This is a genomic window from Mycolicibacterium parafortuitum (assembly GCF_010725485.1).
Lineage (GTDB): Bacteria > Actinomycetota > Actinomycetes > Mycobacteriales > Mycobacteriaceae > Mycobacterium.
Window position 1 is genome coordinate 1,900,329 of the sequence record NZ_AP022598.1, and the last position, 25,904, is coordinate 1,926,232.

The window sequence follows — 25,904 nt, forward strand, 5'->3', positions numbered from 1 at the left end:
TAGACGTGTGCACAATAAGAACATGACGACCGCCGCCGACCCGCAGTCGCTGCTGTTGACGATGCTCGACCCCGCCGTCCGCGCGGATCCGTACCCGCTGTACGCGCAGATCCGTGGGCAGGGTCCGCTACAGCTGCCGTCCAACAACCTGACGGTGTTCTCCACCTACGCCGCGTGCGACGAGGTGCTGCGTCACCCGGACGCGGCGAGCGACCGGCTCAAGTCCACCATCGCCCAGCGGGCGATCGCCGAGGGGGCGGAACCCCGGCCGTTCGGCCCGCCGGGATTCCTGTTCCTCGACCCGCCCGACCACACCCGGCTGCGCCGGCTGGTCAGCAAGGCGTTCGTGCCGAAGGTGGTCAAGGCGCTCGAACCGGAGATCGTCGCGCTGGTCGACGGTCTGCTGCGCGACGCCGACGGGACGTTCGACGCGATCGCCGGGCTGGCGTATCCGCTTCCGGTCGCGGTGATCTGCCGGCTGCTCGGGGTCCCGCTCGAGGACGAACCCGAGTTCAGCGCAGCCTCGGCGCTGCTCGCGCAGTCGCTGGACCCGTTCGCGACGGTGACCGGTTCGGCCGGGGACGGTTTCGAGGAGCGGATGCGGGCCGGCCGGTGGCTGCGCGGCTACCTGCGCGACCTGATCGCCCGGCGCCGTCGCGAGCCGGGGGAGGACCTGATGTCCGGGTTGATCCATGTCGAGGAGTCCGGCGACCAGCTCACCGAGGACGAGATCGTCGCGACCTGCAACCTGCTGCTGGTCGCCGGGCACGAGACGACGGTGAACCTGATCGCGAACGCGATCCTGGCCCTGCTGCGCCACGACGGGCAGTGGGCGGCGCTGGCCGCCGACCCGGACCGCGCCGCGCCGGTGATCGAGGAGACGTTGCGCTACGACCCACCCGTGCAGTTGGTGGGCCGGATCGCCGCCGAGGACATGACCATCACGGGGGTCACGGTTCCCAAGGGCGACAACATGATGCTGCTGACCGCGGCCGCACATCGTGACCCCGGCACCGTGCAGCGGCCCGACGAGTTCGACCCGGACCGGGAGACGATCCGCCACCTCGGGTTCGGGAAGGGCCCGCACTTCTGCATCGGCGCACCGCTGGCCCTGCTGGAGGCCGCCGTCGCGCTGACCGCGCTGACGTCGCGCTTCCCGAAGGCCGAGCTGGCCGGTGAACCCGGCTACAAGCCCAACGTCACGCTGCGCGGGATGACGGAGCTTCCGGTCACCCTGGCGTAGCAGCTGCGGTCAGGACGGCGGCCCGCACCGTCGAGCGCAGCCAGCGGTGCCGGCGGTCGTTGTCGTAGGCCGGATGCCACACCATGCGGTAGGTCAGGCGCCGGATCTCCGCGGGGGCATCCAGGACGCGCACGCGGTGGTCGCCCGGCCAGGTCCGGGCGAGGCTCCCGGGAATCGTCGCGACGAGATCGGTCCCGGCCAGGATCGGCGGAACGGCAGAGTGATAGGGCACGGTGACCGCCGCCGACCGGCGATAGCCGCGGCCGTGCAGCGGCAGATCGACGTCGGGCTGCAGACCGTCCGTCACATCGATGACGAGGTGCCGGCACTCGCAATACTCGGCCAGGGTCAGCGCCGGACCGGTCGACGGGTGATCGGCGTCGACCACACAGACGAACTGTTCGGTCACCACGTCGGCCATCGACAGGTCGCTGGGTGCGTACACGCCGAAGAGACCGAGTTCGACGCTGCCCCGGTGCATCTGTTCGGCCATCGAGTCGTAGCGCCAGCTGTGGAAACGCACACTCGACGCCGGGGAGTCGCGCATCAGCGCGGCGCAGATCGCCGGGCCGTAGCTCTGTACGACGAAGTCGGTGCCGGCGAGATGTATCGGCATCGTCGATGTGGACGGGTCGAAATCGTCTGGGGCGACCAGCGCTTCGAGGGCCGGTAGCACGAGGTCGAGTTGTTCGCGCAGCACCTGCGCGCGGGCGGTCAGTCGGTAGCCGTCACGCTCGCGGATGAGCAGGGGGTCGCCGAGCAGTGCCCGAAGTCGTTGCAGCGCACGGCTCGTCGCCGGCTGGCTGAGACCGAGCCGGGCCGCCGCGCGTGAGATGTGGCGCTCCTCGAGGATTACGGCCAACGCTGGGACGAGGTTGAGGTCTGCGCGCAGAGTATGCATCACATGCATACTCGCTAGCATAGGAATGCATGAGCTTTATGGACGGCATTATGCGACCGTCGTGTTGTGGAGCGTGAGGACACCGCCACAACAGGAGGGACGACCACGATGAACATCAGCGGCAACACCATCTTCATCCCGGGATCCACGAGTGGAATCGGTCTGGCGCTGGCCCATGCGCTCGCCGACAAAGGCAACACCGTCATCGTCGGAGGCCGCCGTGCCGAGCTCCTCGACCAGATCGCCGCGCAGCGGCCGGAATTCGGCGCCGTGGTGATCGACACCAGCAATCCGGACAGCATCCGCCGGGCTGCCGACGAAGTCCTCGCGAAGTACCCCGAACTCGACACCGTTGTCGCCATGGCCGGGATCATGAAGATCGAGGACTGGCACCACCCCGGGGGATTTCTCGAATCGGCCGAGTCGGTGGTCACCACCAATGTGCTGGGCCCGATCCGGTTGATCGGGGCGTTCATCGAACATCTGCAGAGCCGTCCGTCGGCCACTGTCATCACGGTGTCCTCGGGACTGGCGTTCGCGCCGCTGAAGGCCACGCCGAGCTACAACGCGTCCAAAGCCGCGATCCACATGCTCACCGAATCGGTCCGCATGCAGCTCGCCGACACCGGTGTGCAGTTCATCGAACTCGAACCGCCCTCGGTGGCCACGGATCTGCTTCCCGGTCAGCGCGAGAGCAGCTTCGCGATGCCGCTCCCCGATTTCGTCGCTGAGGTCATGCAGATCCTGGAATCGCAACCGGAGGCCAAGGAGATCCAGGTGGAGCGGGTGAAGTTCCTACGCTATGCCGAGGCGCGCGGAGAATACGACAAGGTCGTGGCCACGGTCAATTCCGCTGACCCACACGGGAATTGAGGGCAGCACCGTGCACGGATCGATCATCCTCGTCACCGGTGCGTCCAGCGGATTCGGCCGGCTCTGCGCTCAGGCGCTGGCCGCGGCCGGTCACACTGTCTACGCATCGATGCGGGGCACCACCGGGCACAATGCCGCACAGGTCGATTCGATGGCAGAGTACGCCGCCTCGAATAGGGTCGACCTGCGCGCGCTCGAACTCGACGTGCAGTCGGGCGAGTCCGTCGCCACCGCAGTAGGCCGGATCGTCGACGAGCACGGTCACCTCGACGTGGTGCTGCACAACGCCGGCCACATGGTGTACGGCCCGTCGGAGGCGTTCACCGCCGAGCAGCTCGCCGAGCTCTACGACGTCAACGTCCTCGGCGCGCAGCGGGTGAACCGCGCGGTGCTGCCGCACCTGCGCAGGCAGCGGCAGGGCCTGGTGGTGTGGATGTCGAGCAGCAGTGCCGCCGGTGGCACACCGCCGTACCTGGGACCGTACTTCGCCGCCAAGGCGGCGATGGACGCGCTGGCCGTGACCTACGCCCGCGAACTCGCGTTGTGGGGGATCGAGACGTCGATCGTCGTGCCGGGGGCCTTCACCTCGGGGACCAACCACTTCGCCCACGCTGGTCGCCCCGGCGACGCCGAGGTGGCCGACGCCTACGAGAACGGGCCATACTCCGGTTTCACGACCCGGGTGCAGGAGGCGTTCGACGCGATCGTGCCTGCGGACGCCGATCCGGCCACCGTCGCGCAGGCGGTGGTGTCGGTGGTCGACGCCCCCTACGGCGCGCGCCCGTTCCGGGTGCACGTCGACCCGGCACAGGACGGCGCCGACGTCGGGTTCGCGGTCACCGACCGGCTGCGCGCGGAGATGCTGCACCGGACCGGACTGGCGGAGCTGCTGACCGTGTCCCGGCCGGACTAGCGGGTCAGCGCCTCGATGACCTCACGCGCGGCCCGCTCACCGGCCTCGACCGCGCCCTCCATGTAGGCGCTCCACTCGACCGCGGTGTCGGTGGAGGCCCAGTGGATGACGCCGATCGGCTCGGCCAGCGCGTCGCCGTAGGTGGTCCACACCAGCGGGCCACAGTTGGCGTTGTAGCAGCCGCGAGTCCACTGCCGGTCGGCCCACTCGCCGTCGATGTAGTGCAGCGGACGGGCGGCCTTTTCGCCGAAATGGCGGACCAGCTCCGCGGTCAGCGCGGCCCGGCGGTCGGACTCGGTCCAGCGGCCGTGCGTGCGGGCCTGTTCACCTTCGAGGAACAGCAGGATCACGCCGTGGTCGTCGCCCAGGATGCAGGTGTCGTTGGACATCCGGGCCGGGCCGATGTCGGAGATCAGCTGGCCGTTGAGTCCGTCGGCGCGCCAGAACGGTTCGTCGTAGACGAAGAACGCCTTCATCGCCGCCGCGTTCGGCATCCGCTGGGTGAGCTGGTCGCGATGGCCAGGCAGCGGAGGGTCGTACATGATGCGACCGGCCAGGGTCGGCGAGACCGCGACGATCACCCGGCGCCCGCGGGCGGTCAGCCCGCCGCGGCAGTGGACCGTGACGCTGTCGGCGGTGTGCTCGATGAACTGGACGGGGGAGTCGAGCACGATGTGCTCGGACACCAACGCCGCCAACCGTTTCGGGATCTCGGCGGTGCCGCCGACGAACCGGGTGGTCTGTGCGCCACCCTCGGACTCGGCGAACAGCTCGGAGGTGACCCCGCACGTCTGGATCGTGAACAGCAGGTGCAGGAACGACACCTCGACGGTCGGCACGGCCAGGATCCCGACGGTGCAGATCTCCAGCAGGGTGCGCGCCACCGGCGAGAGCCCCTGGGCGTCGTACCAGGCGCCGGCGGTGACCGCGTCCCACTCGGCCGCGTGCGGCGCGCTCCACGGGGTGGCCGGGGGTACCTCGGCGGCCAGTTCGTCGAGGCGGCGCAGCACCTTCTCCAGCTCGACGAGCTCGTCGGCGAAGCGTTCGTGAAACTCGTTGCCGCGCAACACCCCGGTCCCAGCGATCTCGTAGCTGGTCTCGCCGTCGTCGAACTGCGGGTAGGTCTCGACGCCGAGTTCGTCGGCGAGTGCGAACATCCGGTGGTGGGTGTCCCCGATCCACTGCGCGCCGAGCTCCAGCGGCAGTCCGGCGACCTCCTCGGTCAGCACCCGGCCACCCACGCGGGTGTCGGCCTCGAGGAGCAGCGGCGTCAACCCGGCCGCCAGCACCGTACGGGCCGCGATCAGCCCGGAGATACCCGCACCGACGATCAGGACGTCCGCTTCACGAGTTGCCATGACCGACACCCTCTCACGGGTCCGTTACAGCGGGTTGAGGATGCGCTGCAAGAACTGCCGCGTCCGCTCTTCTTTCGGGTCGCCGATGACCTCGGCCGGGGAGCCCTGCTCCAGGATCACGCCGCGGTCGGTGAACAGCACCTGCTCGGAAACCTGTCTCGCGAACTGGATCTCGTGGGTCACCACCACGAGCGTCCAGCCCTGTACGGCCAGGTCCCTGATCACGCCGAGTACCTCGCCGACGAGTTCGGGGTCCAGCGCCGAGGTCGGCTCGTCGAACAGCACCACCTTGGGCTTCAGCGCGAGCGCGCGGGCGATGCCGACGCGCTGCTGCTGGCCCCCCGAGAGCTCGAACGGGTACCGGTCCCGTTTGTCCTTCAGCCCGACCTGGTCGAGCAGTTCGACAGCCTCGGCTTCGGCCTCGGCGCGGGGCCGCTTCTGCGCGACGATCGGCCCCTCGGTCACGTTCTGCAGCACGGTCTTGTGCGGGAACAGGTTGTGCGACTGGAACACGAACCCGCTTTGCGTGCGGTAGCGCTTCAGCTGGTCCTTGGCGACCGGTTGGGAGAAGTCGATCTCGGTGTCGCCGACCTTGATCACGCCGGAGTCGGCGACGTCGAGCGCGTTGAGGGTGCGCAGTAGGGTGGTCTTACCGGAGCCCGATGGCCCGATGATCGCGGTCGCGGTGCCGCGCGGCACGGTGAACGACACGCCCTTGAGAACCTCCAGCGGCCCGAACGATTTTCGGACGTCGGTGGCAACGACGCGGTTCTCGGGCTGGTCGGGAGAGCTCGTCATTTCGCCACATACCTTTCCAGTCGGCGTTCGAATCTCGCCTGCCCGAAGGACAGCACCAGGCAGATCACCCAGTAGTAGACGGCGGCGGTGCCGTACAGCGCGAAGAACTCGAACGTCGGCGCCGCGATGATCTGGGCCTGCCGCAGTAGTTCGGTGACGAGGATCGTCGAGGCCAGCGACGTGTCTTTGACCAGCGAGATCAAGGTGTTCGACAGCGGCGGCACCGCGACGCGGGTGGCCTGCGGCAGGATGATGCGCCGCAGCGTGCCGACGTAGTCAAGCCCTATCGTCTCGGCCGCCTCCCACTGGCCCTTCGGGATGCTCTGGATCGCCGAGCGGATGATCTCGGCCGCGTAGCCACCGACGTTGAGGCTGAACGCGATGACGGCCGCCGGGAACGGGTCGATCTTGACGCCGAACTCGGGCAGCGCGAAGAACACGATGAACAGCTGCACGAGCAGTGGGGTGCCGCGGATCAGCGAGATGTAGAACCGGGCCAGGTTGCTGGCCACGGGGTTCGACGACAGCCGCGCCAGGGCGACGCCGAGCGCGATGACCAGACCGATGACGAAGCTGATGACGGTCAGCGGGATCGTCATCGTCAGCGCCGCCTTGGCCAGCGGCCACAGGTTGTCGAGTACGAGCTTCAGCGCGGAGCGGGGCTGCGCCTGCGGGGTGTCCTGGCCTCCGGATGCGTTGGTCTTGAGGTATTTCTGCGAGATCTCCGCGAGCGTGCCGTCGGCCTTGAGTTCCTCGACGGCCGTGTTCAGGTCAGGCAGCAGACCGGAATCCTTCCGGGCGGCGAAACCCTGTTCGCTCTTCTCGCCGGTGGTGCCGGAGATCTTCACCGCGGTGTCGTTGGTCTCGGCGAGGTAGGCATAGATCGACAGGCTGTCGTTGACCACGACGTCGACGCGGCCCTGGCTCAGCAGCGCCATCGCCTGCGTCAGTCCTTCCACCGCCTCGATCTGTGCACCGGCGTCGCGGGCCACCTGCGCCCAGTTGCTGGTGGTGCTCTGGGCCGCCCGCTTGCCTTTCAGGTCGGCCAGCGAGGTGATCGAGTCGTCGTCGGCACGCGTGACGATGACGCCCTCACCGATCGAGTACGGCTCGGAGAGGTCGTATTTCTGTTGGCGTTCACCGGTGATGGTCACCTGGTTGGCGACGACGTCGAACCGGTTGGCCTCCAGCGCGGCGAAGATCGAATCCCACGGGGTTTCGACGAATTCGACGTTCACGCCCAGCTTCTCGCCGACCGCGCGGGCGACGTCGACGTCGTATCCGGTGAGCGCACCGGTGGCCGGGTCGTGGTAGCTGAACGGGGCGTAGACGCCCTCGGTGCCGACGCGCAGCACGCCGCTGTCCTTCACCGAGTTTCCGGACTCTGACGAGCCGCACGAGGTCAGCAGCACGGCGAGTGCGAGGAGCACCGCCGGCAGGAGTCTTCGGAAGTGGTGCATCGCCGGACGGTAACAAGCTCAGCGGTCCGGCCCAAGGGTTCTGCTCAACCCGGTTGGTAGATCCATGGGGTCCGGGGCAGCCGCGCCGGGTCGAACTCGGCGAGCATGCCCTCGACGGTGTGGGCCGCATATCCCAACGAATCGGCAATCTGGGCCAGCGCCTCGGGCACGCCGATCTCGGCGAGCGTGACCGCACCGTCGCGTTTGGCCAGCCGGACACCGTCGGCGTTGAGCACCAGCGGCACGTGCGCGTACACCGGCTCGGGGTGGCCCAGCAGGCGTGCCAGGTAGGCCTGGCGCGGCGACGACGACAGCAGGTCGTCGCCGCGCACCACCTGATCGACTCCCGAGGCGGCGTCGTCGACGACGACGGCCAGGTTGTACGCGGGCACCCCGTCCCCGCGCCGGACCACGAAGTCGTCGACCAGACCGGTGTAGTCGCCGTGCAGCACGTCGTGCACGGTGTAGGCGGTGACGTCGGTGCGCAGCCGCAGCGCCGGCGGGCGGCCGGTCTCCTCGCGGCGCCGGTCACGCTCGGCGTCGGTCAGGTTCCGGCACGTCCCCGGGTAGGCGCCCTCGGGTGCGTGTGGCGCCCGCGGAGCCTGTGCGATATCCCTTCTGGTGCAGAAGCATTCGAACAGCAGGCCGCGCTCGTTGAGGGTGTCGACGACGGCGTCGTAACGGTGCGGATGATCGGTCTGGCGGGTGGCGTCCTCGTCCCAGGTGAGGCCCAGCGCGGCCAGGTCGGCGAGCTGGCGCTCGGCGATGTCGGGGAATGTGCGGTCGTCGAGGTCCTCGACGCGCATCAGGAACCGCCTGCCCGTGGACCGGGCGAACAACCAGGCCAGCACGGCGGTGCGCAGATTGCCGATATGCAGATCCGCCGACGGGCTGGGCGCGAACCTGCCTGCGCCGGATGAGCTCGTCACGGGTTCTCCTGTGTCAGATCGCAGCCGTCACACGGCCTGGCTCTGCAGCGCGACCGATGCGGCGGCCACCGATGGCGCGACCCCGACACCGTGGCCCTGGGCGGTGACAGCCAGCCGTGTCCGGTCACCGCGGAACAGATCGCGGGAGAACTCGCAGGGCCGGTCGTGTTGGTCGAACGCGACCCGGGTGATCAGCAGCAGCGCCGAGTTCGGTTTGATACCGAGCAGATTGGCTTCTTCGGGCGTCGCGTTCACCGCCTCGATCCGCTCGTCGGCGCGCGAGGTGACCAGACCGTACTCGCTCTCCAGGATCTCGTAGAGCGAGCCACCGAGCTGTTGTTCGAGCAGATTGGGGAACGCGTCGGCCGGAAACTGCGCGAGCTCCAACGAGATCGGTGAGCCGTCGGCGAGGCGCAGCCGCTGGATCTCGATGACGAGGTCGTCCGCGGTGATCGACAGCGCCTGTTGGGTGGTGGCGTCGGGTGCGCAGATCTTGGTCGACAGCACCCGGGTGCCCGCGACGTAACCCTGGCTGGCCAGGAACGCCGGCACCCCGACGACGTCGGTCAGGCTGCGCTGCACCTGCGTGTGGCTGATGAAGATCCCGCCGGAGCGGCCGATCACCCGGTCGACGAGGCCGGCCTCCTCCAGTGCGGCGAGCACCTGGCGCAGGCTCGACCGGCTGGTCCGGTAGCGTTCCGCCAGCTCGCGCTCGCTGCCGAGCTTGGTGCCGGGTTTACCCGCGTTGATGTCGGCCACGATCCGGCGCCGCAGATCCTCGGTCTGTGTGGCCACCGGACCTCTCCTCGCCTGCAGAATTGGTTAGACCAAATCTAGGATACGGCCCGTCACAGGTCGGCCAGCGCATCCGGCGATTCGGGCAGGATCTGGCCGCCGTCGACCACCAGGGACTGTCCGGTGATGTAGGCGGCCTCGTCGGTGGCGAAGAACAGCGCGGCGTTGCCGATGTCGGCGACCTCGCCGAGCTTGCCCGCAGGAACCGACGCGGCCATCTGATCCATGTAGGTCTGGCCCATCTCGATCAGACCCTCGGTGACGATGTTGCCGGGCAGCACCGCGTTGACGGTGATCTTCTTCGGGGCCAGTTCGATCGCGGCCGTGCGCAGGAATCCGAGCTGGGCGGCCTTGCTCGCGCCGTAATGCGACCATCCGGGGAAACCGGTGACGGGTCCGGTGATCGACGACGTGATGATGACCCGGCCGTGGCCGCTCGCGGTCAGCGCATCCAGCGCCGCCTGCACGATGTAGACGGTGCCCTTGAAGTTCACGCCGAGGACCTGCTCGATGTCCTCGGGGGTCAGGTCGGCGAGCCGGCCGGACGGGAAGATCCCGGCGTTGGGGCACACGATGTCGAGACCGCCGTTGCGTTCCACCGCGGTGGCGACCACGCGACGGCAGTCCTCCGGGCTGGTCACGTCGGCGGCCACCCCGGTGACGGTGCCGGCGAGTCCGCCCAGATCCGCGACGGTGGCGTCGATGTCGGCCTGGGTGCGTGCGGTGATGACGACATTCACGCCGGCCTTGGCGAAGGTCTCGGCGATGCCGCGACCGATGCCCTTGCTTCCGCCGGTGACGATGGCCGAGCGGCCCTGCAACGAGTTGAACATAGCCATAAGCCCTTTCGGTACGGGATCAGAACAGCCGGTGGCCGTCGGAGGACAGGTACTGCTCGGCGAGCTTGCAGCTGCCCGCGGCATAGGTCACGGAGATCGCCTGGGATTCCTTGGAGTGGCTGTGTGTCCCCATCCAGGCCAGCAGCAGCAGGCGCCGCAGCAGGATGAACGAGGCCAGCATGTCCTCGTCGGAGCTGCTGATCGTGCGGCGGGTGCGGTATCCGGTGACCCAGGCGTCCTGCCACTCCGGCACCGACGGGTGGTCTTCGAAGAACGACACGGCGGTACCGAAATCGTAGAAGTACCAACCCAACCCGCAGTCGTCGAAGTCGATCACGGTGATCGTGTCGTCGTCCACCAGCAGGTTGGCCAGCCGCAGATCCGCATGCACCAGGCCGAAAGTGTCGGGCCCGGTACCGTATTCGGTCAGGCGGCGGTGCAGCAGCGCCTCGGCGCGCGAGAGGACCGCGGCCTCGTGTTCGCCGACCCCGACGGCGTCACGCCAGCGACCCCATCGCGGGTTGTCACCCAGGCTGTGCTCCCAGTCCCAGGCGAAGCGGCTGAACCCTGCCGGTCGCTGCCAGCTGCGGGCATGGTCGTGCAGCGCGGCGGTGATGCACCCCAGGGTGTGGAAATCGGTGGAGGTGACGGTGTCCTCGTCCGGTTCGGCACCGGGCACCATCTCGAAGTGCACGACGTAGCGTTCATCGCCGCCGTGCTGCACCGTGACCACGCGGCGCCCGTCGTGGGCGGGGATCACGGTCGGCACGGTGACGTCGCTGTCCCGGCGCAGCGCGTCGAGCCACATCAGCTCGGACTCGATCTGGTCGACGCGGTGGTAGTCCTTGCGGTGCACCCGCAGGATGGAGCGGTGCCCGCAGCCGGGTTCCTCGACGGCGTAGGTCGCGTTCTCCGACAGGTTGAGCAGCCGCAGCGCCGAGCCCTGCGGCAGATCGAACGCCGCCAGGGCCTTCTCGGCGACGATCTCGTCGTCAGTGAAGTCTGCCGTCAATGCTCCCGTCCTTCGATCGCACCGAGTACCTCGGTGATGCGGTCCCGCGCCACCACCACGTCCTTGGTGCTGCCGCTGATGTAGAGCCTGCCTGCCGCGCCGATCATCTGCACGTCGACGAGTGTCAGGCCCGGCGCGGCGCGCTCGGCCTCGTTGGCCGCCACCGCGGCGAACAGGGCGGGGGTCATCTCGTACACCAGCAGGGACTGGCCGGGCAGCACCATCGACGCCTGCCGGTTGCGGTTGAGGATCACCGCGTGCTGATCGGTGATGTCCTCGATGACGTCGTGGTAGAGCACCCGGGGCCGCAGCTGGTCGGACGCCGAGTTCTGGGTGCCTGCCAGGATCGCCTCGCCGGCACGCCGCACGTCGGCGAGGTTTCCGGAGTGGATTTCCAGCACACCGAACTGCCGTTCCACGTAGAGGATTCCGGGCTGGATGCCGGGAACCTCCCGCAGCGCGAGGTCGATGACCCGTTCGATCGCCAGCGCGGGCGACACCTCGACGATGAGCGCGTGCTCACCGGCGTAGGGCGGGTAACCGCGCGCTCGGGTCGGCGTGCCCAGGTAGGCGGCGAACTGCTGCTGGAGGTCCTCGACGAGCAGGTAGACACGGATGTCGGTCCTGGTCGGTGCGGAGGACCTGGCCTCGGATACAGCCACTGTCGGCAGACTACTGGGCGGCGACGGAGAAGTGCGCGCCGAGCTCGCTGTGCGGCCGCGGGATCACGTGCACGCTGACGAGTTCGCCGACCTGGGAGGCGGATTCGGCGCCGGCCTCGGTGGCGGCCTTGACGGCGCCGACCTCGCCGGTCACGATCACGGCCACCAGGCCGTCGCCGACCTGCTGACGGTCGGTGATCGTCACGTTGGCGGCCTTGACCATCGCGTCGGCGGCTGCGAGCGCGGCGACGTAGCCCTTGGTCTCGATCATTCCGATCGCGTTGCTGGCCATGGTGTTTCTCCTTTGTGTCGGATTATCTGACGTTGTCAGCCGGTAGCCGGGGCGGCTAGCCGGTGGGATCGATGGAACCGATGATCAGCGCGTCGACCGGGGGCGGTGTGCCGGTGAACCAGCTCGCCGCCACCGAGCCCTGGGTGACGAGCACATGCTCGCCGACGCCGCTGCCCAGTACGTCGAAGGCGACCAGCCGGGAGCCGGACCCGTCGACCTCGACTTCGAGGAAGGCGCCGGCCGGGATGCCGTCGATGCGGCGGGTCGACCAGACCTGACCGATGACCGTGCCACGAATCATATTCGCTCCTTGTGGATCGTCACGCCCAGCGCGCGGGCGCGCTCACGGGCCAGCGGGGTGAGCACAGCGCGGGGGCCGAGCACCAGGGATGCGCCGGAGGCGGCGATGTCGGTGATCTGCCGTTCGGTGACCGCGCCGCGCTCGATGCGTTTGGTGGCGCCCGGGCCGCTGCGCTCGGTTCCGGCGAGCCGGAACGACAGCCGGCCGTGCCGCAGATCGGCGCGTGTCTTCGGATTCTCGAACAGCCGCAGCAGGTTCCGCACGAACACGTCGAGGTCACGATCGTTGGTGATGCGCACGGTGTCGGTGCGGGACCGCTCGTCGGCGGCCAGCGGACCGGTGGCGACCGGGCCGTCGGGTGCAGATGGTGCTGGTGCTGGTGCCGGGGCACGGGTGGGCCGCGGTGCCGGAGCCGTCTGCGGCGACCTCGACGCCAGATCGCCCACGGCTTCGCGGACCACCTCGCGGACGAGCTGGCGTAGTACCTCGCGGTCGAGGCTCACCGCACGCTCCGGGCGAGGGCTTCTTCGGCCGCCGCGGCGGCCTGGCGGATATCGGATTCGCTGCCGGACAGATACACCCGGCCGGTGGCGCCGATCATCCGGAAGTCCACGACCTTCACGTCGGCGGCCTTCTCGGCTTCGTTGGTGGCCAGGATCGCGTACGACGCCGGGGACACCTCCAGCACGTAGAGGGTCTCGCCGGCCAGCACCATCGAGCCGATCTTGTTGCGGTTGATCAGGAATGCGTGCTGCTGGTCGATGCTGGAGATGATGCGTGACGCCAGGATCTTCGGCGGGGTCGCCGCGCCCGCGTCGCTGCCCAGTTCGGCGAGCGCGGCGTCGGCGGCGGCCTCCACATTGGCGGTGTCGCCGTGGAACTCCAGGTAGCCGAACTGCCGCTCGACGACGAGCACCCCGGCCTGCACCTCGGCGTGCTTGAGCGCGACGTCGGTGACGCCCTCGATGTCGAGGCCGGGAGCGACCTCGATGATCTGCGCGGCGACGCCGGCGCGCGGCAGGGCACCCTTGATCCAGGTACCCAGATACGACATCGTCTGCGGCTGGAGCCGATCGATGAAGATGAACGAACGCAGTTCAGCCACGGGTCACCTCTTGATCAGTTGTGCGAGTTCTTCGGCCACCAGGGCGCGCAGTTCGGCGCGCAGGGCCTCGATACCGGGATCGGCGCCGCGCCGGGCGGCGGGCCTGCGTACGGGTGCGGGTGCCGCGGCCGCCGCCGACGGGTCGTTGGAGGCCCGGGGATAGGCGGGCACGGGACCGGCGGGGGAGCGCCACGGCGAGAGTCCGGCGAAGTTCGGCATCGTCACCGCCGAGTCGGCGTTGTAGGCGATCCTGGCCCAGTTCAGCAGGTTCTCCGGCTGCAGGTTCTCACCGATGGAGCTGCGGCCGACGAATCCCGTGCCGATCGTCATCGACGGCGCGAGGTTGGTGTCCAGCCCGGAGCTGCCGGTGCTGTTGCCGACGTTCACCGATACCCGCAGCACCGGCACCTGGGCCGCGAATTCGGTGATGACAGCGGCATCTTCGCTGTGGATCGCGGCCGAATGCCCGGCGCCGGCGATACGTATCACGGCCCGGGCCGCGCGGATCCCGCGCTGGGCGTCGGCGACGGTCGTCATCCCCAGGACCGGGCACAACTTCTCGTGGGTGAGCACCTCTTCACCGATGACGTCGGTGAACGGCGCGATCAAGGCCCGGGTCTTCGGCGTGACCCGGACGCCGATGCGCTCGGCAATCCACGCCGCGTCGCGCCCGACCACCTCGGTGTTCAGCGCACCGCCGGGGAACATGTACTCGCGCAACCGGTTCGTGGCATCGGCGTCGAGGATGTGCGCGCCGTGGCGGGTCAGCGCCGCGCCGAGCTTGGCGGCCACGGCGTCCTCGACGATCAGTACCGACTCGTTGGTGCACAACACCGAGTTGTCGAAGGCCTTGCTGTCGACGATGCGGCGCGCGGCCGCGTCGATGTCGGCGGTCGCGTCGACGAACACCGGGACGTTGCCCGGCCCGACCCCGAGGGCCGGGTTTCCCGACGAGTACGCGGCGCGCACGACGCCGGTTCCACCGGTCGCGACGATGACGTCGGTGCGCTCGTCGGACATCAGCGCCTCCACCAGCGGCAGCGTCGGCTCGTCGATGACCTGCACGATGCCGTCCGGGGCGCCGGCCGCCTCGGCGGCCTCGGCCAGCAGACGGGCCGCGTCCGCCGAGCACTGCTTGGCGCGGGGATGCGGGGCGACGACCACCGCGTTGCGGGTCATCAACGCCAGGATCACCTTGAAGTACACGGTCGCAACGGGATTGGTGGTGGGCGTCAATGCCAGCACCACACCCGCCGGACGCGGGATCTCGACGATCTTGCGCGCACTGTCGATGCGCGGCGTCACGTAGTCCTGGCCGTGGTAGTACTCGACGATGCCGCGGGAGCAGGCGCGGTTCTTGGTCACCTTGTCGGCGACGACGCCCATCTGGGTCTCGGCGACGGCGGCGGCGGCGAAACGCTCGGCGTCGCGGTGGCCGGCCTCGGCGACCGCGTCGACGATCCGCGCCACCGCGGCCTGGTCGTACTCGGCGTAGGCGGCCGCGGCGAAGCGGGCGCGTTCGAGCAGTTGACCTGCGTGGGGTGCCAGGTTGTCACCGGTCACGGCTTCCTCCGTCCGGTCGCGGCCAGCTTCGCCCGTCCGACGGCGACCTCGACGCGGTCGAGCACGTCCTCGCAGAGGTCACGGTTGAGCAGCAGGCCCGGTTTGAATTGCAGGACACGGGGATCCAGCGTCGAGAAGATCGCCCACACCCCGTTCTGGTAGAGCTCGCGCATCACGTACTTCGCGCCCTCGGGATGGTCGAACTCCAGACCGATCACCACACCGTTCTGCCGGATACCGACGAACCAGTCCGGGTAGTCGGCCTGGATGCGGGCCAGGCCCGTCGCGAAGAGGTCGGCGATGTAGTGCACCGAGGAGCGCACCTCGGGCCGGCCGGTGATCTCCAGGGTCTTGATGGCGGCCACGCATCCGAGTTCGGCGCCGCCGAACGTCGAGATGTGCCCGAAGCCGTCCTGTTCGAGCCACTGTGCCGCCCGGTCACTGAGCAGCGCCGCGGTGATCGGGTACATGCCGCCCGAGAGCCCCTTGCCGGTGACCATGATGTCCGGGTCGATGCCGTGCTTGGTGATGCCCCACATCTCGCCGGTGCGCATCAGCCCGGTCTGGACCTCGTCGGCGATGTAGAGCGCGTCGTAGCGCACGCACAGGTCCTTGACCGCCTCCAGATATCCGATGGGCGGCAACGGGAATCCGTAGGTGGCCGGAATGGTCTCCATGATCACCGCCGCGACGTCGCGGCCCTTGAGCGCCTGCTCCATCGCGTCGGTGTCGCCGAACGGAACCTGGACGAACTCGTCGGGCCGGTCGGCGAGGAACAGTTTGGCGAAGCGGTCGTCGCCGGTGGCGACGGCAAGGCCGGTGTGTCCGTGGTAGGCCTTCACGATCGAGACGATCTTGCGGCGCTGGGTGGCGTGCCGGGCGCTCTTGAGGGCGATGTCGATGGCCTCGCCGCCACCTGATCCGAACGCCACCTTGCTCAGCGATGCGGGCGCGGACTCGATCAGCTTCTGGGCCAACGCGGTTCGGGCCACCGACGGGAAGTGGTGGTTGCCGACGTCGAAGTGCTCCATGCCCTCGGTGATCGCGGCCATCACCTCCGGGTTGCGGTGCCCGAGGTTGTAGGTGCCGCCGTTGAGGTGCATGTCGATCAGCCGACGACCGCTCATGTCCCACAGGAAGTAGTCCTGCCTGCGGTCGATCACGAGGTCGACACCGGAATCGGTCCAGAATTGCGTCTTGTCCGGGTTCCAGAACTCCTTGGCACGTTCCAGCACCTGGGCTTTGGAATCGAACGAGAACGTGCCGTAGTCGAACACGGGACTCCCTGTCGTGAGGTCAGCCGGGGATGTGACCAAAAACCTAAATGGGCCGACCATTTATGTCAATCCCTAGCTCACAGGGCTTGCACAGTTCAATTGGTAGTGCCAATATGTCTTCGGTTCACACTGTGGTCTGGACCACACTCGTGGGGCTCCCGCGGGTTGAACCTCTTCTATCCTTCGCCTCTGGAAGGTCTCTGTAGATGACAGAAGACGTCGTTTCCCCTGAAACACACAGCAAGGACTCGGTCCAACGCCTGAAACGAAACGCCGTGGGCACGTTCGGCGTGATCTTCATGGCGGTGGCCACCGCGGCGCCGATCACCGCGATGGTCGGCAACGTCCCGATCGCGGTGGGCTTCGGAAATGGTTCGCACGCTCCGGCCGGCTATCTGGTCGCCACCATCGTTCTCGGCCTGTTCGCGATCGGCTACGCCACGATGGCCAAGCACATCACCGCGACCGGCGCGTTCTACGGCTACATCTCGCACGGGCTCGGACGCGTGATGGGCATGGCCAGCGGCTTGATCATCACGCTGGCCTACATCGTGTTCGAAGCCTCGCTGATCGGCATCTTCGCGTTCTTCTTCCAGAACTTCCTGTCCTCTCAGCTCGGGATCACGATCCACTGGCTGGTCCCCGCGCTGCTGATGCTCGTGCTGAACAGCGTGCTGACCTATTTCGACGTGAACCTGACGGCCAAGGTGCTCGGCGTCTTCCTGATCACCGAGATCGTCATGCTCGGCCTTGGTGCGATCGCGGTGGCCGTCAAGGGCGGCGGACCCGACGGGTTCGCCGTCGGCGAGATCCTCAACCCGGTCGGCGCGTTCCAGCCCGCCGCGATCGCCGGTGCCAGCGCAGGCCTCGGCCTGTTCTTCGCATTCTGGTCGTGGGTGGGTTTCGAGTCCACCGCGATGTACGGCGAGGAGTCCAAGGACCCCAAGCGGATCATCCCGCGCGCCACCATGATCGCGGTCCTCGGCGTCGGCATCTTCTACATCTTCGTGTCGTGGATGGCGATCGCAGGCACGGGTCCGCAACAGGCCATCGAGTTGGCGCAGAACGCCGACACGTCGTCGGAGATCTTCTTCGCCCCGGTGCGCGACACCTACGGCGAATGGGCCATCACGCTGTTCAACATCCTGCTGGTGACCGGCTCGTTCGCGTGCGGCATGGCGTTCCACAACTGCGCCTCGCGGTACCTGTACGCGCTGGGACGCGAAGGTCTGTCCAGCGGGCTGCAGAAGACGCTGGGCGCCACCCACAAGACGCACGGCTCGCCCTACATCGCGTCCTTCGTGCAGAGCGGCATCGCCCTGGTGCTGGTGCTGGCGTTCTTCTTCGCGGGCATGGATCCGTACATCCACATGTACACACTGTTGGCGATCCTCGGCACGATGGCGATCCTGATCGTGCAGTCGCTGTGCGCGTTCTCGGTGGTGGCCTACTTCCACTTCCACAAGAACCACCCGTCGAGTGCGCACTGGTTCAAGACGTTCCTGGCGCCGCTGACCGGTGGCATCGGCATGCTCTACGTGGTCTACCTGCTCTGGGAACACAAGGAATCCGCCGCGGGCGCGGCGTCGGGCACCTTGCTGTTCAAGCTGACACCATGGATCGTGATCGGAGTCTTCGTGTTCGGCGCGGCGATGGCGTTGTACTTCAAGTTCAACGACAAGCGGCGCTATGAACTGATCGGCCGGATCGTCTACGACGACAGCGAAGTTCGCGACTAGAAGGGGCGCCTCAGTGGCTGACGAGTTGGGCAGGTTTCGGGTCCTGAACTCGAAACCTGTCAACCTCGACGGGTTCAGCGTCCCCGACGCCGCACTCGGGCTGATCGCGATGAGCAGCCCACACGACCCCGCCCCGTCGCTGGTCGTCCGCGGCGGGGAGGTGAAAGAACTCGACGGCAAGGAGGTCGCCGAGTTCGACGTCATCGACGAGTTCATCGCCCGGTACGGCATCGATCTGGCCGTCGCCGAGGAGGCGATGGCACTCGGCGACGAGGCGTTGGCGCGCATGGTGGTCGACATCAACGTGCCGCGGGCGGAGGTGGTGCGGCTGATCGGCGGCACCACCCCCGCCAAGCTCGCCCGTGTCGTCGCGCTGCTGTCGCCGGTCGAGATGCAGATGGCGATGGCCAAGATGCGTGCCCGCCGCACGCCGAGCAACCAGGCGCACGTCACCAACCAGCTCGACGATCCGCTGCTGATCGCCGCCGATGCGGCCAGCGCGGTCGCCTACGGCTTCCGTGAGGTGGAGACGACGGTGCCGGTGCTCGGCGATGCGCCGTCGAATGCGGTGGCGCTGCTGATCGGTTCGCAGGTCGGAGCACCCGGCGCGATGGCGCAGTGCTCGATCGAAGAGGCGCTCGAGCTGCGGCTCGGCTTGCGTGGGCTGACCAGCTACGCCGAGACCATCTCGATCTACGGCACCGAGCAGGTCTTCACCGACGGTGACGACACCCCGTTCAGCAAGGCGATCCTGACCTCGGCGTACGCGTCCCGCGGGCTGAAGATGCGGGTGACCAGCGGCGGCGGGGCCGAAGTCCTGATGGGTGCGGCCGAGAAGTGCTCCATCCTGTATCTGGAGTCCCGCTGCGTCTCGCTGGCGCGGGCGCTGGGATCCCAGGGGGTGCAGAACGGCGGCATCGACGGGGTGGGTGTGGTCGCGTCGGTGCCCGACGGCATGAAGGAACTGCTCGCGGAGAACCTGATGGTGATGCTGCGCGATCTGGAGTCGTGTGCGGGCAATGACAACCTGATCTCCGAGTCCGACGTTCGCCGCAGCGCTCACACACTGCCGGTGCTGCTCGCGGGCGCGGACTTCATCTTCTCCGGGTTCGGGTCGATCCCGCGCTACGACAACGCGTTCGCGCTGTCGAACTTCAACTCCGACGACATGGACGACTTCCTGGTGCTGCAACGGGACTGGGGTGCCGACGGCGGTCTGCGCACCGTGTCGCCAGAGCACCTGGAGAAGGTGCGGCGGCGGGCGGCCACCGCGGTTCAGGCCGTCTACCGCGATCTGGGCCTGGCCGATTACGACGATGCGCGTGTCGAGCAGGTGGTGGCCGCCAACGGTTCCCGCGACCTTCCCGCCGGCCATCCCAAGATGGTGGCGGAAGCGGCGGCGTCGATCGAGGCCAGGCAGCTGACGGTGTTCGACGTGATCGCCTCGCTGCACCGCACCGGCTTCACCGAGGAGGCCGAGGCGATCACCACGCTGACCCGGGAACGTCTACGCGGTGATCAGCTGCAGACCTCGGCGATCTTCGACGAGCAGTTCCGGGTGCTGTCCAAGATCACGGACCCGAACGACTACTGCGGCCCGGCAACGGGTTACGCCATAACCGATCAGCGGCGCGCCGAGATCGACGGGATCCGGCAGGCCCGCAGCGGGGCTGAACTGACCGTCGACCAGGAACAGCACCGCGGGCACGTGGTCGTCACCGAGGTCGAACCTGCGCAGCAGGGCAGCGATCCGCGGGAGGTCTGCGTCGGACTGTCGCCGGCCTGGGGCCGCAGCGTATGGCTCACGCTGTGCGGGCTGACCGTGGGTGAGGTGCTGCGGCAGATCTCGGCGGGGCTGGAAGAGGAGGGCTGTATCGCCCGCCCGGTGCGGATCCGATCCACCATCGACACCGGCCTGATCGGGTTGACCGCCGCACGGTTGTCGGGGTCCGGCATCGGAATCGGGTTGCAGGGCAAAGGGACTGCGCTGATCCATCGCCGCGATCTGGCGCCGCTGGCGAATCTGGAGCTGTTCAGCGTCGCGCCGCTGCTCACCGCGAAGATGTATCGCGAACTCGGTAAGAACGCCGCGCGCCACGCCAAGGGGATGGCCCCGGTGCCGATCTTGACCGGCGGCACCGACGAGTCCATCTCGGCGCGCTATCACGCCAGGGCGGTGGCGCTCGTCGCGCTGGAGCGGCAGGCGTGCGAGCCGGGCCGAGCACCGGTGACGGTGAAGGTGGGGTATCCATGAACGAGATAACCGTCCAGAATGCCGTCGACGGCAAGCTCGGTCTCGGGGATCTGCGGATGGATCCGGCCGTGCTGAAGCATCAGGCGGATGTCGCGCGTACGGGTGGGAACCCGCAACTCGCCGAGAACTTCTTGCGCGCAGCGGAATTGGCCACCATCGACGACGAACAGGTGATGGCGCTCTATGAGGCGCTGCGTCCCCATCGGTCGACCGCAGCCGAGCTCGCGCAGCTGCAGGAGTCGCTGAAAAGCCTGGGCGCATCGCGATGCGCCGCTCTCGTCGAGCAGGCCGCCGCCGTCTACGCGCGGCGGGGATTGCTGCGTTGACCGCTGCGCGTACGGTCGCCGGCATCGACATCGGCAATCACACGACCGAGATCGTGCTGGCCCGGGTGCGCGACGGGGCCGTGAGCACCATGGCGCACGGACAGGCCCCGACCCGGGGCCGCAAGGGAAGCGCCGAGTCCCTGCAGGGGGCGGCCGCGTTGCTGCACAAGGTGGAGGTCGACACCGGGTGCCGCGCCGACGAATTGCTGTTGTCGGCGTTACGGCCCGTCGACACCGCCACGGCGCCGATACCGCCCGCCTACTCACCATCGGCCCCCGTGCGCAGCCTGCGGCGTCCCGACGCGTCCACGCCGGCAGGAGCCGGACACGGGGTCGGAGCCCATGTTCGGCTCGCCGATCTGCTTTCCGATGTCTTCGACGGACCGGTGGTCGTCTCGGTGGACGACAGCACCGACTTCGAGGTGGCCGCGCGGGAGATCAACGCCGCCGTCGCGCGTGGCTGGCGGGTCTGCGGTGTGCTGGCCGCCCAGGACGACGCGGTTCTGATCAGCAACCGGATCACGGTGGACGTCCCCGTCGTCGACGAGGTGGACCTGACGGGGCTGGAACCGGGTGTGCTCGTCGCCGTCGAGGTGGTCGAGCAGGGCCGGTCCTACCGGGCGATGGCGGATCCGATCGCGCTGTCCTCGGCGCTTCGGCTACCGCCGGACAGGCTGGGAGACGTCGCCGAATTCTGTCGCGAGCTCGCCGATTCCGCGGCGATCGCGGTGACCCCGCGCACGGGTGCGCCCCCACCACCGGAACCCGACGACGACTATGTCGACGTCCATGTGGACGGGGTCGCGATGCGCTACACCCCCGCCGACGCGCACCCGGTGCTGCGCCGCTCGATCCCGGGGTGTGTGACCGGCCTCCGGTTGCGGGCGGTGCCCAGCGCAGCCGACGGCCTGGCCGTCCACGACGCGTTCTTCACCGACCTCTCGTCGATCGACAACGGGGCGTGGCTGCGCCGCGGCGTCGCGGATACCCAGGGGACCGTGGTGGCGCTGCTGGCAGCCGAGGAGGCCGCGGACGCAGCCCACACGCTCGGCGCGCTGACCGGTCGTCCGGCGCGCACGTTGAGCTCCGAACCCGAGGCGGCCGCCTGGGGCGCGCGCACCACGCCCGGCATTCCCGCGGATTCGGCAGTCTGCGATATCGGCGGCGGCACAGTCGATGTGATCGGCGCCGACGGCACGGTGGTCGCTGCCGGAGCGGGGGAGTCCATCACGGTCGCGGTCGCGCGGGTACTGGGCATCCCGCTCGCGCTGGCCGAGACCGTCAAGCGGAGCCCGGCGATCCGGGTGGAGGGGCCGCACGTCGCGCACGAGGAGGACGGGCGGCGCGTCTTCCTCGATGCCCCGGCGTCGTCGGATGCGATCGGCAGGCTGTGCACGCGCGGGAGCGCTGGGTTGGTGCCCTTCTCGAATCGGCTGGCGGCCGAGGAGTGGCGCAGCCTGCGGTTGGCGATCAAACAGGAGACGGTCGCGGCGAACATCGCCCGCTGCCTCGCCGCGTTCGAAACACCGCCCACGGCAATGGTTTTGGCCGGCGGAGGTGCGCTCGACGACGAGCTGATGCGGACCGTCGGCGAAGCGCTGCGCGGCATCCCGATCGTGGTGGGACGCGCCGATATCGACGGGGTGCACGGACCGCGGTTCGCGGTGGCGCGCGGGTTGGTCGCTATGTACGCACAGCGGTGAGCAGACCGTCGACCGCGTGCGCGATGTGTCCGCGCCAGGTGCCCGCGTCGATCCGGTGTACCGCCGAATCGCCCTGGAACGCACTGGAGATCACGTAGTCGGGGGTCAGCTCGGCGAGGGTGCGCAGACTTTCGGCGATCGTTTCGGCGTCGGCAGGCTGGTGGAATCCTGCGATGTAGCCGCCATGCCAGTGGCCGTTGGTGCCGCAGAACAGGGTGTCGCCGGTGAACAGGTACCGGCCGTCGGCGCCGTCGACCAGGTAGCAGACGCTGCCGGGGGAGTGGCCGGGTGTCGGGACGATCTCCACGCCGTTGTAGTCGACGTAGCGGCCGGTCACCGGCACGTCGACGCGCGCGTGCTTGCTGATGTCGGTCAGGTCGCCTTTGGGGGCGTGCAGTGTGGCGCCGAACCGCTCGGCGATCCGGGCCAGCATCGGACCCGCCTCGTCGCGGTGCGACAGGTACTGGTCGGCGACGCCGCCGAGGTCCGCGAGGTCGTCGAACTCCGCGTCGGTGGCGGGCGAGTAGAAGAGCACGTTCGACGGCCGCCACAGGTACGCGTGCGTCGTCAGGCCCGGAAACGGTGAGTCGGTGCGGGTTTCCCAGAGATCGGTGAGTACTTGTTTCATGGATCCAGGCTGCAACCTCAACAAATGTTCAGGTCAAGGCCTTCCGGCGAGCAGACACAAACTCGGGCGTGTCGGGTGGGACACGCCGGAGGTTGTGACTGCTCGCGGGAGAGGCTCGCGGAGGGAACTCAGGACAGACGGTGCCGCCGCTATGGCAAGGCTAGGTTTGCTGGCGGAGCACACCCATCCTCGTTACGGTGATGCCGTGGCAAGCCAGTCCCATCCTGCCGAGCCGCATCTGGGTTCAGTGGCATCCAAGCTGAACTGGTTGCGCGCCGGTGTACTCGGGGCGAACGACGGCATTGTGTCCACGGCGGGCATCGTCGTCGGCGTGGCCGCCGCGACCGCCGAGCGCGGCCCGATCCTGACTGCCGGAATTGCCGGCCTGGCTGCCGGAGCAGTTTCGATGGCCCTCGGAGAGTATGTGTCGGTCAGCACCCAGCGCGATACCGAGAAGGCGCTGCTCGGCAAGGAGCGGCAGGAGTTGCGTGACGACCCCGTCGCCGAACTGGAGGAACTGGTGGCGCTCTACGAGGCAAAGGGAATCTCCGCGGCCACCGCACGCACGGTCGCCGAAGAGCTTACCGAACACGACGCGTTCGCCGCGCACGCCGAGATCGAACTCGGTATCACCCCAGGCGAATTGACGAACCCTTGGCAGGCCGCGCTGTCTTCGGCGTTGTCCTTCACGGTGGGTGCGCTGCTGCCGCTAATCGCCATCCTCTTACCGCCGACGACCTGGCGCATCCCGGTGACCGTCGTCTCCGTGCTGATCGCCCTCGTCCTCACCGGTGCCGTGTCGGCCGGGCTGGGCGGGGCGCCGAAGCAACGCGCGGTCCTGCGCAATCTCATCGGTGGTGGACTCGCGTTGATGATCACCTACGGAATCGGACACGTCGTCGGCGCGGCGGTGGCCTGACGACTCAGCCCAGTTCGGCCAGCTGCTTCACGGCCGGGGCGGCGCTGTCGATCCACTTCGCCGGCGACCCGTCGTCGGGCATCACGATCGCGGTGTCGACGCCCAGCGCCGCGTAATCCGCCATGCTCCGGACGAAGTCGTCGCGGGTGGCCGGCACCGGCGACGGGCCGTGCACGGCGACGGTCTTGCGGATGGCGTCGTAGTCGCGCCCGAGCGCGTCACAGTGGCCCCGCAGCACGTCGAGCTTGTGGGCGACCTCGTCGGGCGTGGTCGCGAACAGATTGCACGCGTCGCCGTACTGCGCGACCAGTCGCAGTGTCTTGCGCTCTCCGCCGCCACCGATCAGCACCTTCGGTTTGTTGATCGGCTGGGGTGCGCACAGCGTCTCCCTGAGTTGGTAGTGCTTGCCGGTGAACGGTCCGTTGTTCGCCGGGTCCCACATCTGCTCACAGATCTGCAGCGCTTCCTCCAGGCGCTCGAAGCGTTCGGCGATCGGCGGGTAGGGCACGCCGAGACCGAGGTGCTCACGCTCGAACCACGCCGCGCCGATCCCCAGCGCCGCCCGTCCCTGCGAGAGCACGTCAAGTGTCGTCACGATCTTGGCCAACAGGCCCGGGTGGCGATACGTCACGCCGGTCACGAGCAGCCCGAGTTGCACGGTCGAGGTGTGTGCGGCCAGAAAGCCGAGGGTGGTGTAGCCCTCCAGCATGTTCGATTCCGCGGGACGGCCCGTCGGCTCGATCTGGAAGAAGTGGTCCATGAAGGACAGCCAGGTCACCCCCGCGTTCTCCGCGGCGGCGCCGACCCGGGCGAGTTCGGGCGCGATCGCGCCGGTGCCGCCGTCGATGTCGAAGATGGGCACGTGAATTCCGAGTTCCATGCCGGCTACAAGCCGCTCCCAGATGGCCGCAATTCCGGGTTGGCAGCAATTCAGACGTGCGGCGAAGAACCGCCAAGGCCGGCGACGATGTCGTCCAGGCTGAACCGCACGGGCTGATCAAGCTGCTCGTAGGTGCACGAGCGCGGATCCCGATCGGGCCGCCAGCGATTGAATTGCGCTGTGTGACGGAACCTTCGGCCTTCCATGTGGTCGTAGCGCACCTCGACGACCCGCTCGGGTCGCAACGGGACGAACGACAGATCCTTGCCGGCGTTCCACCTCGACCCGCCGCCGTAGCGGCGCACCACGTCCGGATCGACATGGGCGGCCCAGTTCCACGGATGGTCGTCGAACGTCGTCACCAGAGGCTGAAGCTCGGCGAACAGTTCCCGGCGGCGCGCCATCGGGAACGCCCCGATCACCCCGACCGACGCCAGCGAGCCGTCGGCGTCGTAGAGCCCCAGCAGCAGCGAACCGACCGCGTCGGCGCCGGATTTGTGCAGCCGGTAGCCCGCCACCACGCAGTCGGCCGTCCGCTGGTGCTTGATCTTGAACATCGTCCGCTTGTCCGGCAGATACAGTCCCTCGAGCGGCTTCGCGATCACGCCGTCGAGACCCGCGCCCTCGAACTCGTCGAACCACACCTCGGCGGTGCCGCGGTCCAGCGTCGCCGGCGTGACGTGGAACGTCGGTCCGGCGCCGGCCAGCGCGTCGACGAGTGCCGCGCGCCGCTGCGCGAACGGACGGGCGGTGAAATCGGAATCGCCGAGTGCCAGCAGATCGAAGGCGATGAACGACGCCGGTGTCCTGTCCGCCAGCATCGCGACCCGCGACGCAGCCGGGTGCAGCCGCAGCTGCAGGGCCTCGAAATCGAGCCGGCCGTCGGTGGCGATGACGATCTCGCCGTCGATGACGCAGCGCGGCGGCAGTTCTGCCCGTGCCGCGGCGACGAGTTCGGGGAAGTACCGGGTCATCGGCCGTTCGTTGCGGCTGCCGAGTTCCACCTCGTCGCCGTCGCGGAACACGATCGAACGGAACCCGTCCCACTTCGGCTCATAGGACGCACCCGTCGGAATCTCTCCCACCAATTTCGACAGCATCGGCGACACCGGCGGCATCACGGGCAGCTTCACC

At 68.4% G+C, this 25,904-nt stretch carries 26 protein-coding genes; 8 read left to right on the forward strand and 18 right to left on the reverse strand.

The window, feature by feature from the left end:
• The first annotated feature begins 22 nt into the window (after positions 1–22).
• Positions 23–1,243 carry a cytochrome P450 gene (locus tag NTM_RS08990; RefSeq protein ID WP_163766083.1) on the forward strand — a complete coding sequence of 407 codons (1,221 nt, stop codon included), beginning with the start codon at positions 23–25 and terminating at the stop codon, positions 1,241–1,243.
• Here NTM_RS08990 and NTM_RS08995 read toward each other — a convergent pair.
• Positions 1,230–2,153, reverse strand: a complete 924-nt coding sequence (locus tag NTM_RS08995; RefSeq protein WP_163766084.1) for a LysR family transcriptional regulator — start codon at positions 2,151–2,153, stop codon at positions 1,230–1,232. The two genes, NTM_RS08990 and NTM_RS08995, sit on opposite strands and share 14 nt — an antisense overlap.
• A 99-nt stretch (positions 2,154–2,252) precedes the next feature.
• Between NTM_RS08995 and NTM_RS09000 the strand changes: the two genes are divergently transcribed.
• Together NTM_RS09000 and NTM_RS09005 are read left to right on the forward strand one after the other, a co-directional pair.
• Complete coding sequence (locus NTM_RS09000) at positions 2,253–3,017, forward strand: SDR family oxidoreductase (RefSeq protein ID WP_104862750.1); 765 nt, start codon at positions 2,253–2,255, stop codon at positions 3,015–3,017.
• Between the two features lie 10 nt (positions 3,018–3,027).
• A complete protein-coding gene (locus tag NTM_RS09005; protein WP_197746359.1) occupies positions 3,028–3,930 on the forward strand; it encodes an SDR family oxidoreductase in 903 nt (300 codons plus the stop codon).
• On the opposite strand, the gene NTM_RS09010 is transcribed toward NTM_RS09005, so the two are convergent.
• The 14 genes from NTM_RS09010 to NTM_RS09075 are packed head-to-tail and all read right to left on the reverse strand — an operon-like array spanning position 3,927 to position 16,321.
• Complete coding sequence (locus NTM_RS09010) at positions 3,927–5,288, reverse strand: flavin monoamine oxidase family protein (protein WP_163766086.1); 1,362 nt, start codon at positions 5,286–5,288, stop codon at positions 3,927–3,929. The two genes, NTM_RS09005 and NTM_RS09010, sit on opposite strands and share 4 nt — an antisense overlap.
• Positions 5,289–5,312: 24 nt before the next feature.
• Positions 5,313–6,086 (reverse strand): amino acid ABC transporter ATP-binding protein, encoded by a 774-nt coding sequence (locus NTM_RS09015; RefSeq protein ID WP_163766087.1) that lies wholly within the window; start codon positions 6,084–6,086, stop codon positions 5,313–5,315.
• A complete protein-coding gene (locus NTM_RS09020) occupies positions 6,083–7,546 on the reverse strand; it encodes an ABC transporter permease subunit (protein WP_163766088.1) in 1,464 nt (487 codons plus the stop codon). Before NTM_RS09020 ends, NTM_RS09015 begins: the two co-directional genes overlap by 4 nt.
• A 44-nt stretch (positions 7,547–7,590) precedes the next feature.
• Positions 7,591–8,475 carry a tRNA glutamyl-Q(34) synthetase GluQRS gene (gene gluQRS / locus NTM_RS09025; RefSeq protein WP_163766089.1) on the reverse strand — a complete coding sequence of 295 codons (885 nt, stop codon included), beginning with the start codon at positions 8,473–8,475 and terminating at the stop codon, positions 7,591–7,593.
• Between the two features lie 27 nt (positions 8,476–8,502).
• Positions 8,503–9,270: a GntR family transcriptional regulator gene (locus NTM_RS09030; RefSeq protein ID WP_163766090.1), complete on the reverse strand. Its 768-nt coding sequence runs from the start codon at positions 9,268–9,270 to the stop codon at positions 8,503–8,505.
• Positions 9,271–9,323: 53 nt separating this feature from the next.
• Positions 9,324–10,103 carry a 3-oxoacyl-ACP reductase FabG gene (fabG, locus tag NTM_RS09035; RefSeq protein WP_104862743.1) on the reverse strand — a complete coding sequence of 260 codons (780 nt, stop codon included), beginning with the start codon at positions 10,101–10,103 and terminating at the stop codon, positions 9,324–9,326.
• Between the two features lie 25 nt (positions 10,104–10,128).
• Positions 10,129–11,121, reverse strand: a complete 993-nt coding sequence (locus NTM_RS09040; protein ID WP_163766091.1) for a phosphotransferase enzyme family protein — start codon at positions 11,119–11,121, stop codon at positions 10,129–10,131.
• Positions 11,118–11,783, reverse strand: coding sequence for a microcompartment protein (locus NTM_RS09045; RefSeq protein WP_083142863.1), 666 nt, complete (start codon positions 11,781–11,783; stop codon positions 11,118–11,120). The genes NTM_RS09040 and NTM_RS09045 overlap by 4 nt, the downstream gene beginning before the upstream one ends.
• Positions 11,784–11,793: 10 nt before the next feature.
• Complete coding sequence (locus NTM_RS09050) at positions 11,794–12,075, reverse strand: BMC domain-containing protein (RefSeq protein WP_011782687.1); 282 nt, start codon at positions 12,073–12,075, stop codon at positions 11,794–11,796.
• A gap of 55 nt (positions 12,076–12,130) precedes the next feature.
• Positions 12,131–12,376 (reverse strand): EutN/CcmL family microcompartment protein, encoded by a 246-nt coding sequence (locus tag NTM_RS09055; RefSeq protein ID WP_083142864.1) that lies wholly within the window; start codon positions 12,374–12,376, stop codon positions 12,131–12,133.
• Positions 12,373–12,879, reverse strand: coding sequence for a hypothetical protein (locus NTM_RS09060; protein ID WP_163766092.1), 507 nt, complete (start codon positions 12,877–12,879; stop codon positions 12,373–12,375). The genes NTM_RS09055 and NTM_RS09060 overlap by 4 nt, the downstream gene beginning before the upstream one ends.
• Positions 12,876–13,481: a BMC domain-containing protein gene (locus tag NTM_RS09065; RefSeq protein ID WP_104862740.1), complete on the reverse strand. Its 606-nt coding sequence runs from the start codon at positions 13,479–13,481 to the stop codon at positions 12,876–12,878. Before NTM_RS09065 ends, NTM_RS09060 begins: the two co-directional genes overlap by 4 nt.
• A gap of 3 nt (positions 13,482–13,484) precedes the next feature.
• On the reverse strand, positions 13,485–15,044 hold the full coding sequence (locus NTM_RS09070) for an aldehyde dehydrogenase family protein (RefSeq protein ID WP_163766093.1): 1,560 nt from the start codon (positions 15,042–15,044) through the stop codon (positions 13,485–13,487).
• The gene (locus NTM_RS09075; RefSeq protein WP_163766094.1) at positions 15,041–16,321 is read right to left on the reverse strand and encodes a class-III pyridoxal-phosphate-dependent aminotransferase; all 1,281 of its coding nucleotides are present in this window, start codon (positions 16,319–16,321) and stop codon (positions 15,041–15,043) included. The genes NTM_RS09070 and NTM_RS09075 overlap by 4 nt, the downstream gene beginning before the upstream one ends.
• A 206-nt stretch (positions 16,322–16,527) precedes the next feature.
• Between NTM_RS09075 and NTM_RS09080 the strand changes: the two genes are divergently transcribed.
• From NTM_RS09080 to NTM_RS09095, 4 genes are read left to right on the forward strand one after another with little or no spacing between them, the layout of a single operon-like run.
• Positions 16,528–18,060: an APC family permease gene (locus NTM_RS09080; protein WP_083142869.1), complete on the forward strand. Its 1,533-nt coding sequence runs from the start codon at positions 16,528–16,530 to the stop codon at positions 18,058–18,060.
• Positions 18,061–18,073: 13 nt separating this feature from the next.
• Positions 18,074–20,314, forward strand: a complete 2,241-nt coding sequence (locus tag NTM_RS09085) for a propanediol/glycerol family dehydratase large subunit (protein ID WP_163766095.1) — start codon at positions 18,074–18,076, stop codon at positions 20,312–20,314.
• On the forward strand, positions 20,311–20,640 hold the full coding sequence (locus NTM_RS09090) for a diol dehydratase small subunit (protein WP_163766096.1): 330 nt from the start codon (positions 20,311–20,313) through the stop codon (positions 20,638–20,640). Before NTM_RS09085 ends, NTM_RS09090 begins: the two co-directional genes overlap by 4 nt.
• The gene (locus tag NTM_RS09095) at positions 20,637–22,343 is read left to right on the forward strand and encodes a diol dehydratase reactivase ATPase-like domain-containing protein (protein WP_232079666.1); all 1,707 of its coding nucleotides are present in this window, start codon (positions 20,637–20,639) and stop codon (positions 22,341–22,343) included. The genes NTM_RS09090 and NTM_RS09095 overlap by 4 nt, the downstream gene beginning before the upstream one ends.
• Here NTM_RS09095 and NTM_RS09100 read toward each other — a convergent pair.
• Positions 22,324–22,971, reverse strand: coding sequence for an MBL fold metallo-hydrolase (locus tag NTM_RS09100; RefSeq protein ID WP_104862735.1), 648 nt, complete (start codon positions 22,969–22,971; stop codon positions 22,324–22,326). The two genes, NTM_RS09095 and NTM_RS09100, sit on opposite strands and share 20 nt — an antisense overlap.
• Before the next feature lie 205 nt (positions 22,972–23,176).
• Here NTM_RS09100 and NTM_RS09105 point away from each other — a divergent pair, with 205 nt between their 5' ends.
• The gene (locus NTM_RS09105; protein ID WP_163766098.1) at positions 23,177–23,890 is read left to right on the forward strand and encodes a VIT1/CCC1 transporter family protein; all 714 of its coding nucleotides are present in this window, start codon (positions 23,177–23,179) and stop codon (positions 23,888–23,890) included.
• A gap of 4 nt (positions 23,891–23,894) precedes the next feature.
• Here the strand turns inward: NTM_RS09105 and NTM_RS09110 are convergent, their stop codons facing one another.
• Both NTM_RS09110 and NTM_RS09115 read right to left on the reverse strand, forming a co-directional pair.
• The gene (locus tag NTM_RS09110) at positions 23,895–24,770 is read right to left on the reverse strand and encodes an LLM class F420-dependent oxidoreductase (protein ID WP_163766099.1); all 876 of its coding nucleotides are present in this window, start codon (positions 24,768–24,770) and stop codon (positions 23,895–23,897) included.
• Between the two features lie 50 nt (positions 24,771–24,820).
• Positions 24,821–25,903 (reverse strand): ATP-dependent DNA ligase, encoded by a 1,083-nt coding sequence (locus tag NTM_RS09115; protein ID WP_179963908.1) that lies wholly within the window; start codon positions 25,901–25,903, stop codon positions 24,821–24,823.
• Position 25,904 lies beyond the last annotated feature (1 nt).

Coding starts and splice junctions, on each gene's coding strand:
- NTM_RS09015 (WP_163766087.1), bottom strand. CDS start 6,086: ATGACGAGCTCTCCCGACCAGCCCGAGAACCGCGTCGTTGCCACCGAC.
- NTM_RS09110 (WP_163766099.1), bottom strand. CDS start 24,770: ATGGAACTCGGAATTCACGTGCCCATCTTCGACATCGACGGCGGCACC.
- NTM_RS09090 (WP_163766096.1), top strand. CDS start 20,311: ATGAACGAGATAACCGTCCAGAATGCCGTCGACGGCAAGCTCGGTCTC.
- NTM_RS09020 (WP_163766088.1), bottom strand. CDS start 7,546: ATGCACCACTTCCGAAGACTCCTGCCGGCGGTGCTCCTCGCACTCGCC.
- fabG (WP_104862743.1), bottom strand. CDS start 10,103: ATGTTCAACTCGTTGCAGGGCCGCTCGGCCATCGTCACCGGCGGAAGC.
- NTM_RS09050 (WP_011782687.1), bottom strand. CDS start 12,075: ATGGCCAGCAACGCGATCGGAATGATCGAGACCAAGGGCTACGTCGCC.
- NTM_RS09080 (WP_083142869.1), top strand. CDS start 16,528: ATGACAGAAGACGTCGTTTCCCCTGAAACACACAGCAAGGACTCGGTC.
- NTM_RS09100 (WP_104862735.1), bottom strand. CDS start 22,971: ATGAAACAAGTACTCACCGATCTCTGGGAAACCCGCACCGACTCACCG.
- NTM_RS09055 (WP_083142864.1), bottom strand. CDS start 12,376: ATGATTCGTGGCACGGTCATCGGTCAGGTCTGGTCGACCCGCCGCATC.
- NTM_RS09010 (WP_163766086.1), bottom strand. CDS start 5,288: ATGGCAACTCGTGAAGCGGACGTCCTGATCGTCGGTGCGGGTATCTCC.
- NTM_RS08995 (WP_163766084.1), bottom strand. CDS start 2,153: ATGCATGTGATGCATACTCTGCGCGCAGACCTCAACCTCGTCCCAGCG.
- NTM_RS09000 (WP_104862750.1), top strand. CDS start 2,253: ATGAACATCAGCGGCAACACCATCTTCATCCCGGGATCCACGAGTGGA.
- NTM_RS08990 (WP_163766083.1), top strand. CDS start 23: ATGACGACCGCCGCCGACCCGCAGTCGCTGCTGTTGACGATGCTCGAC.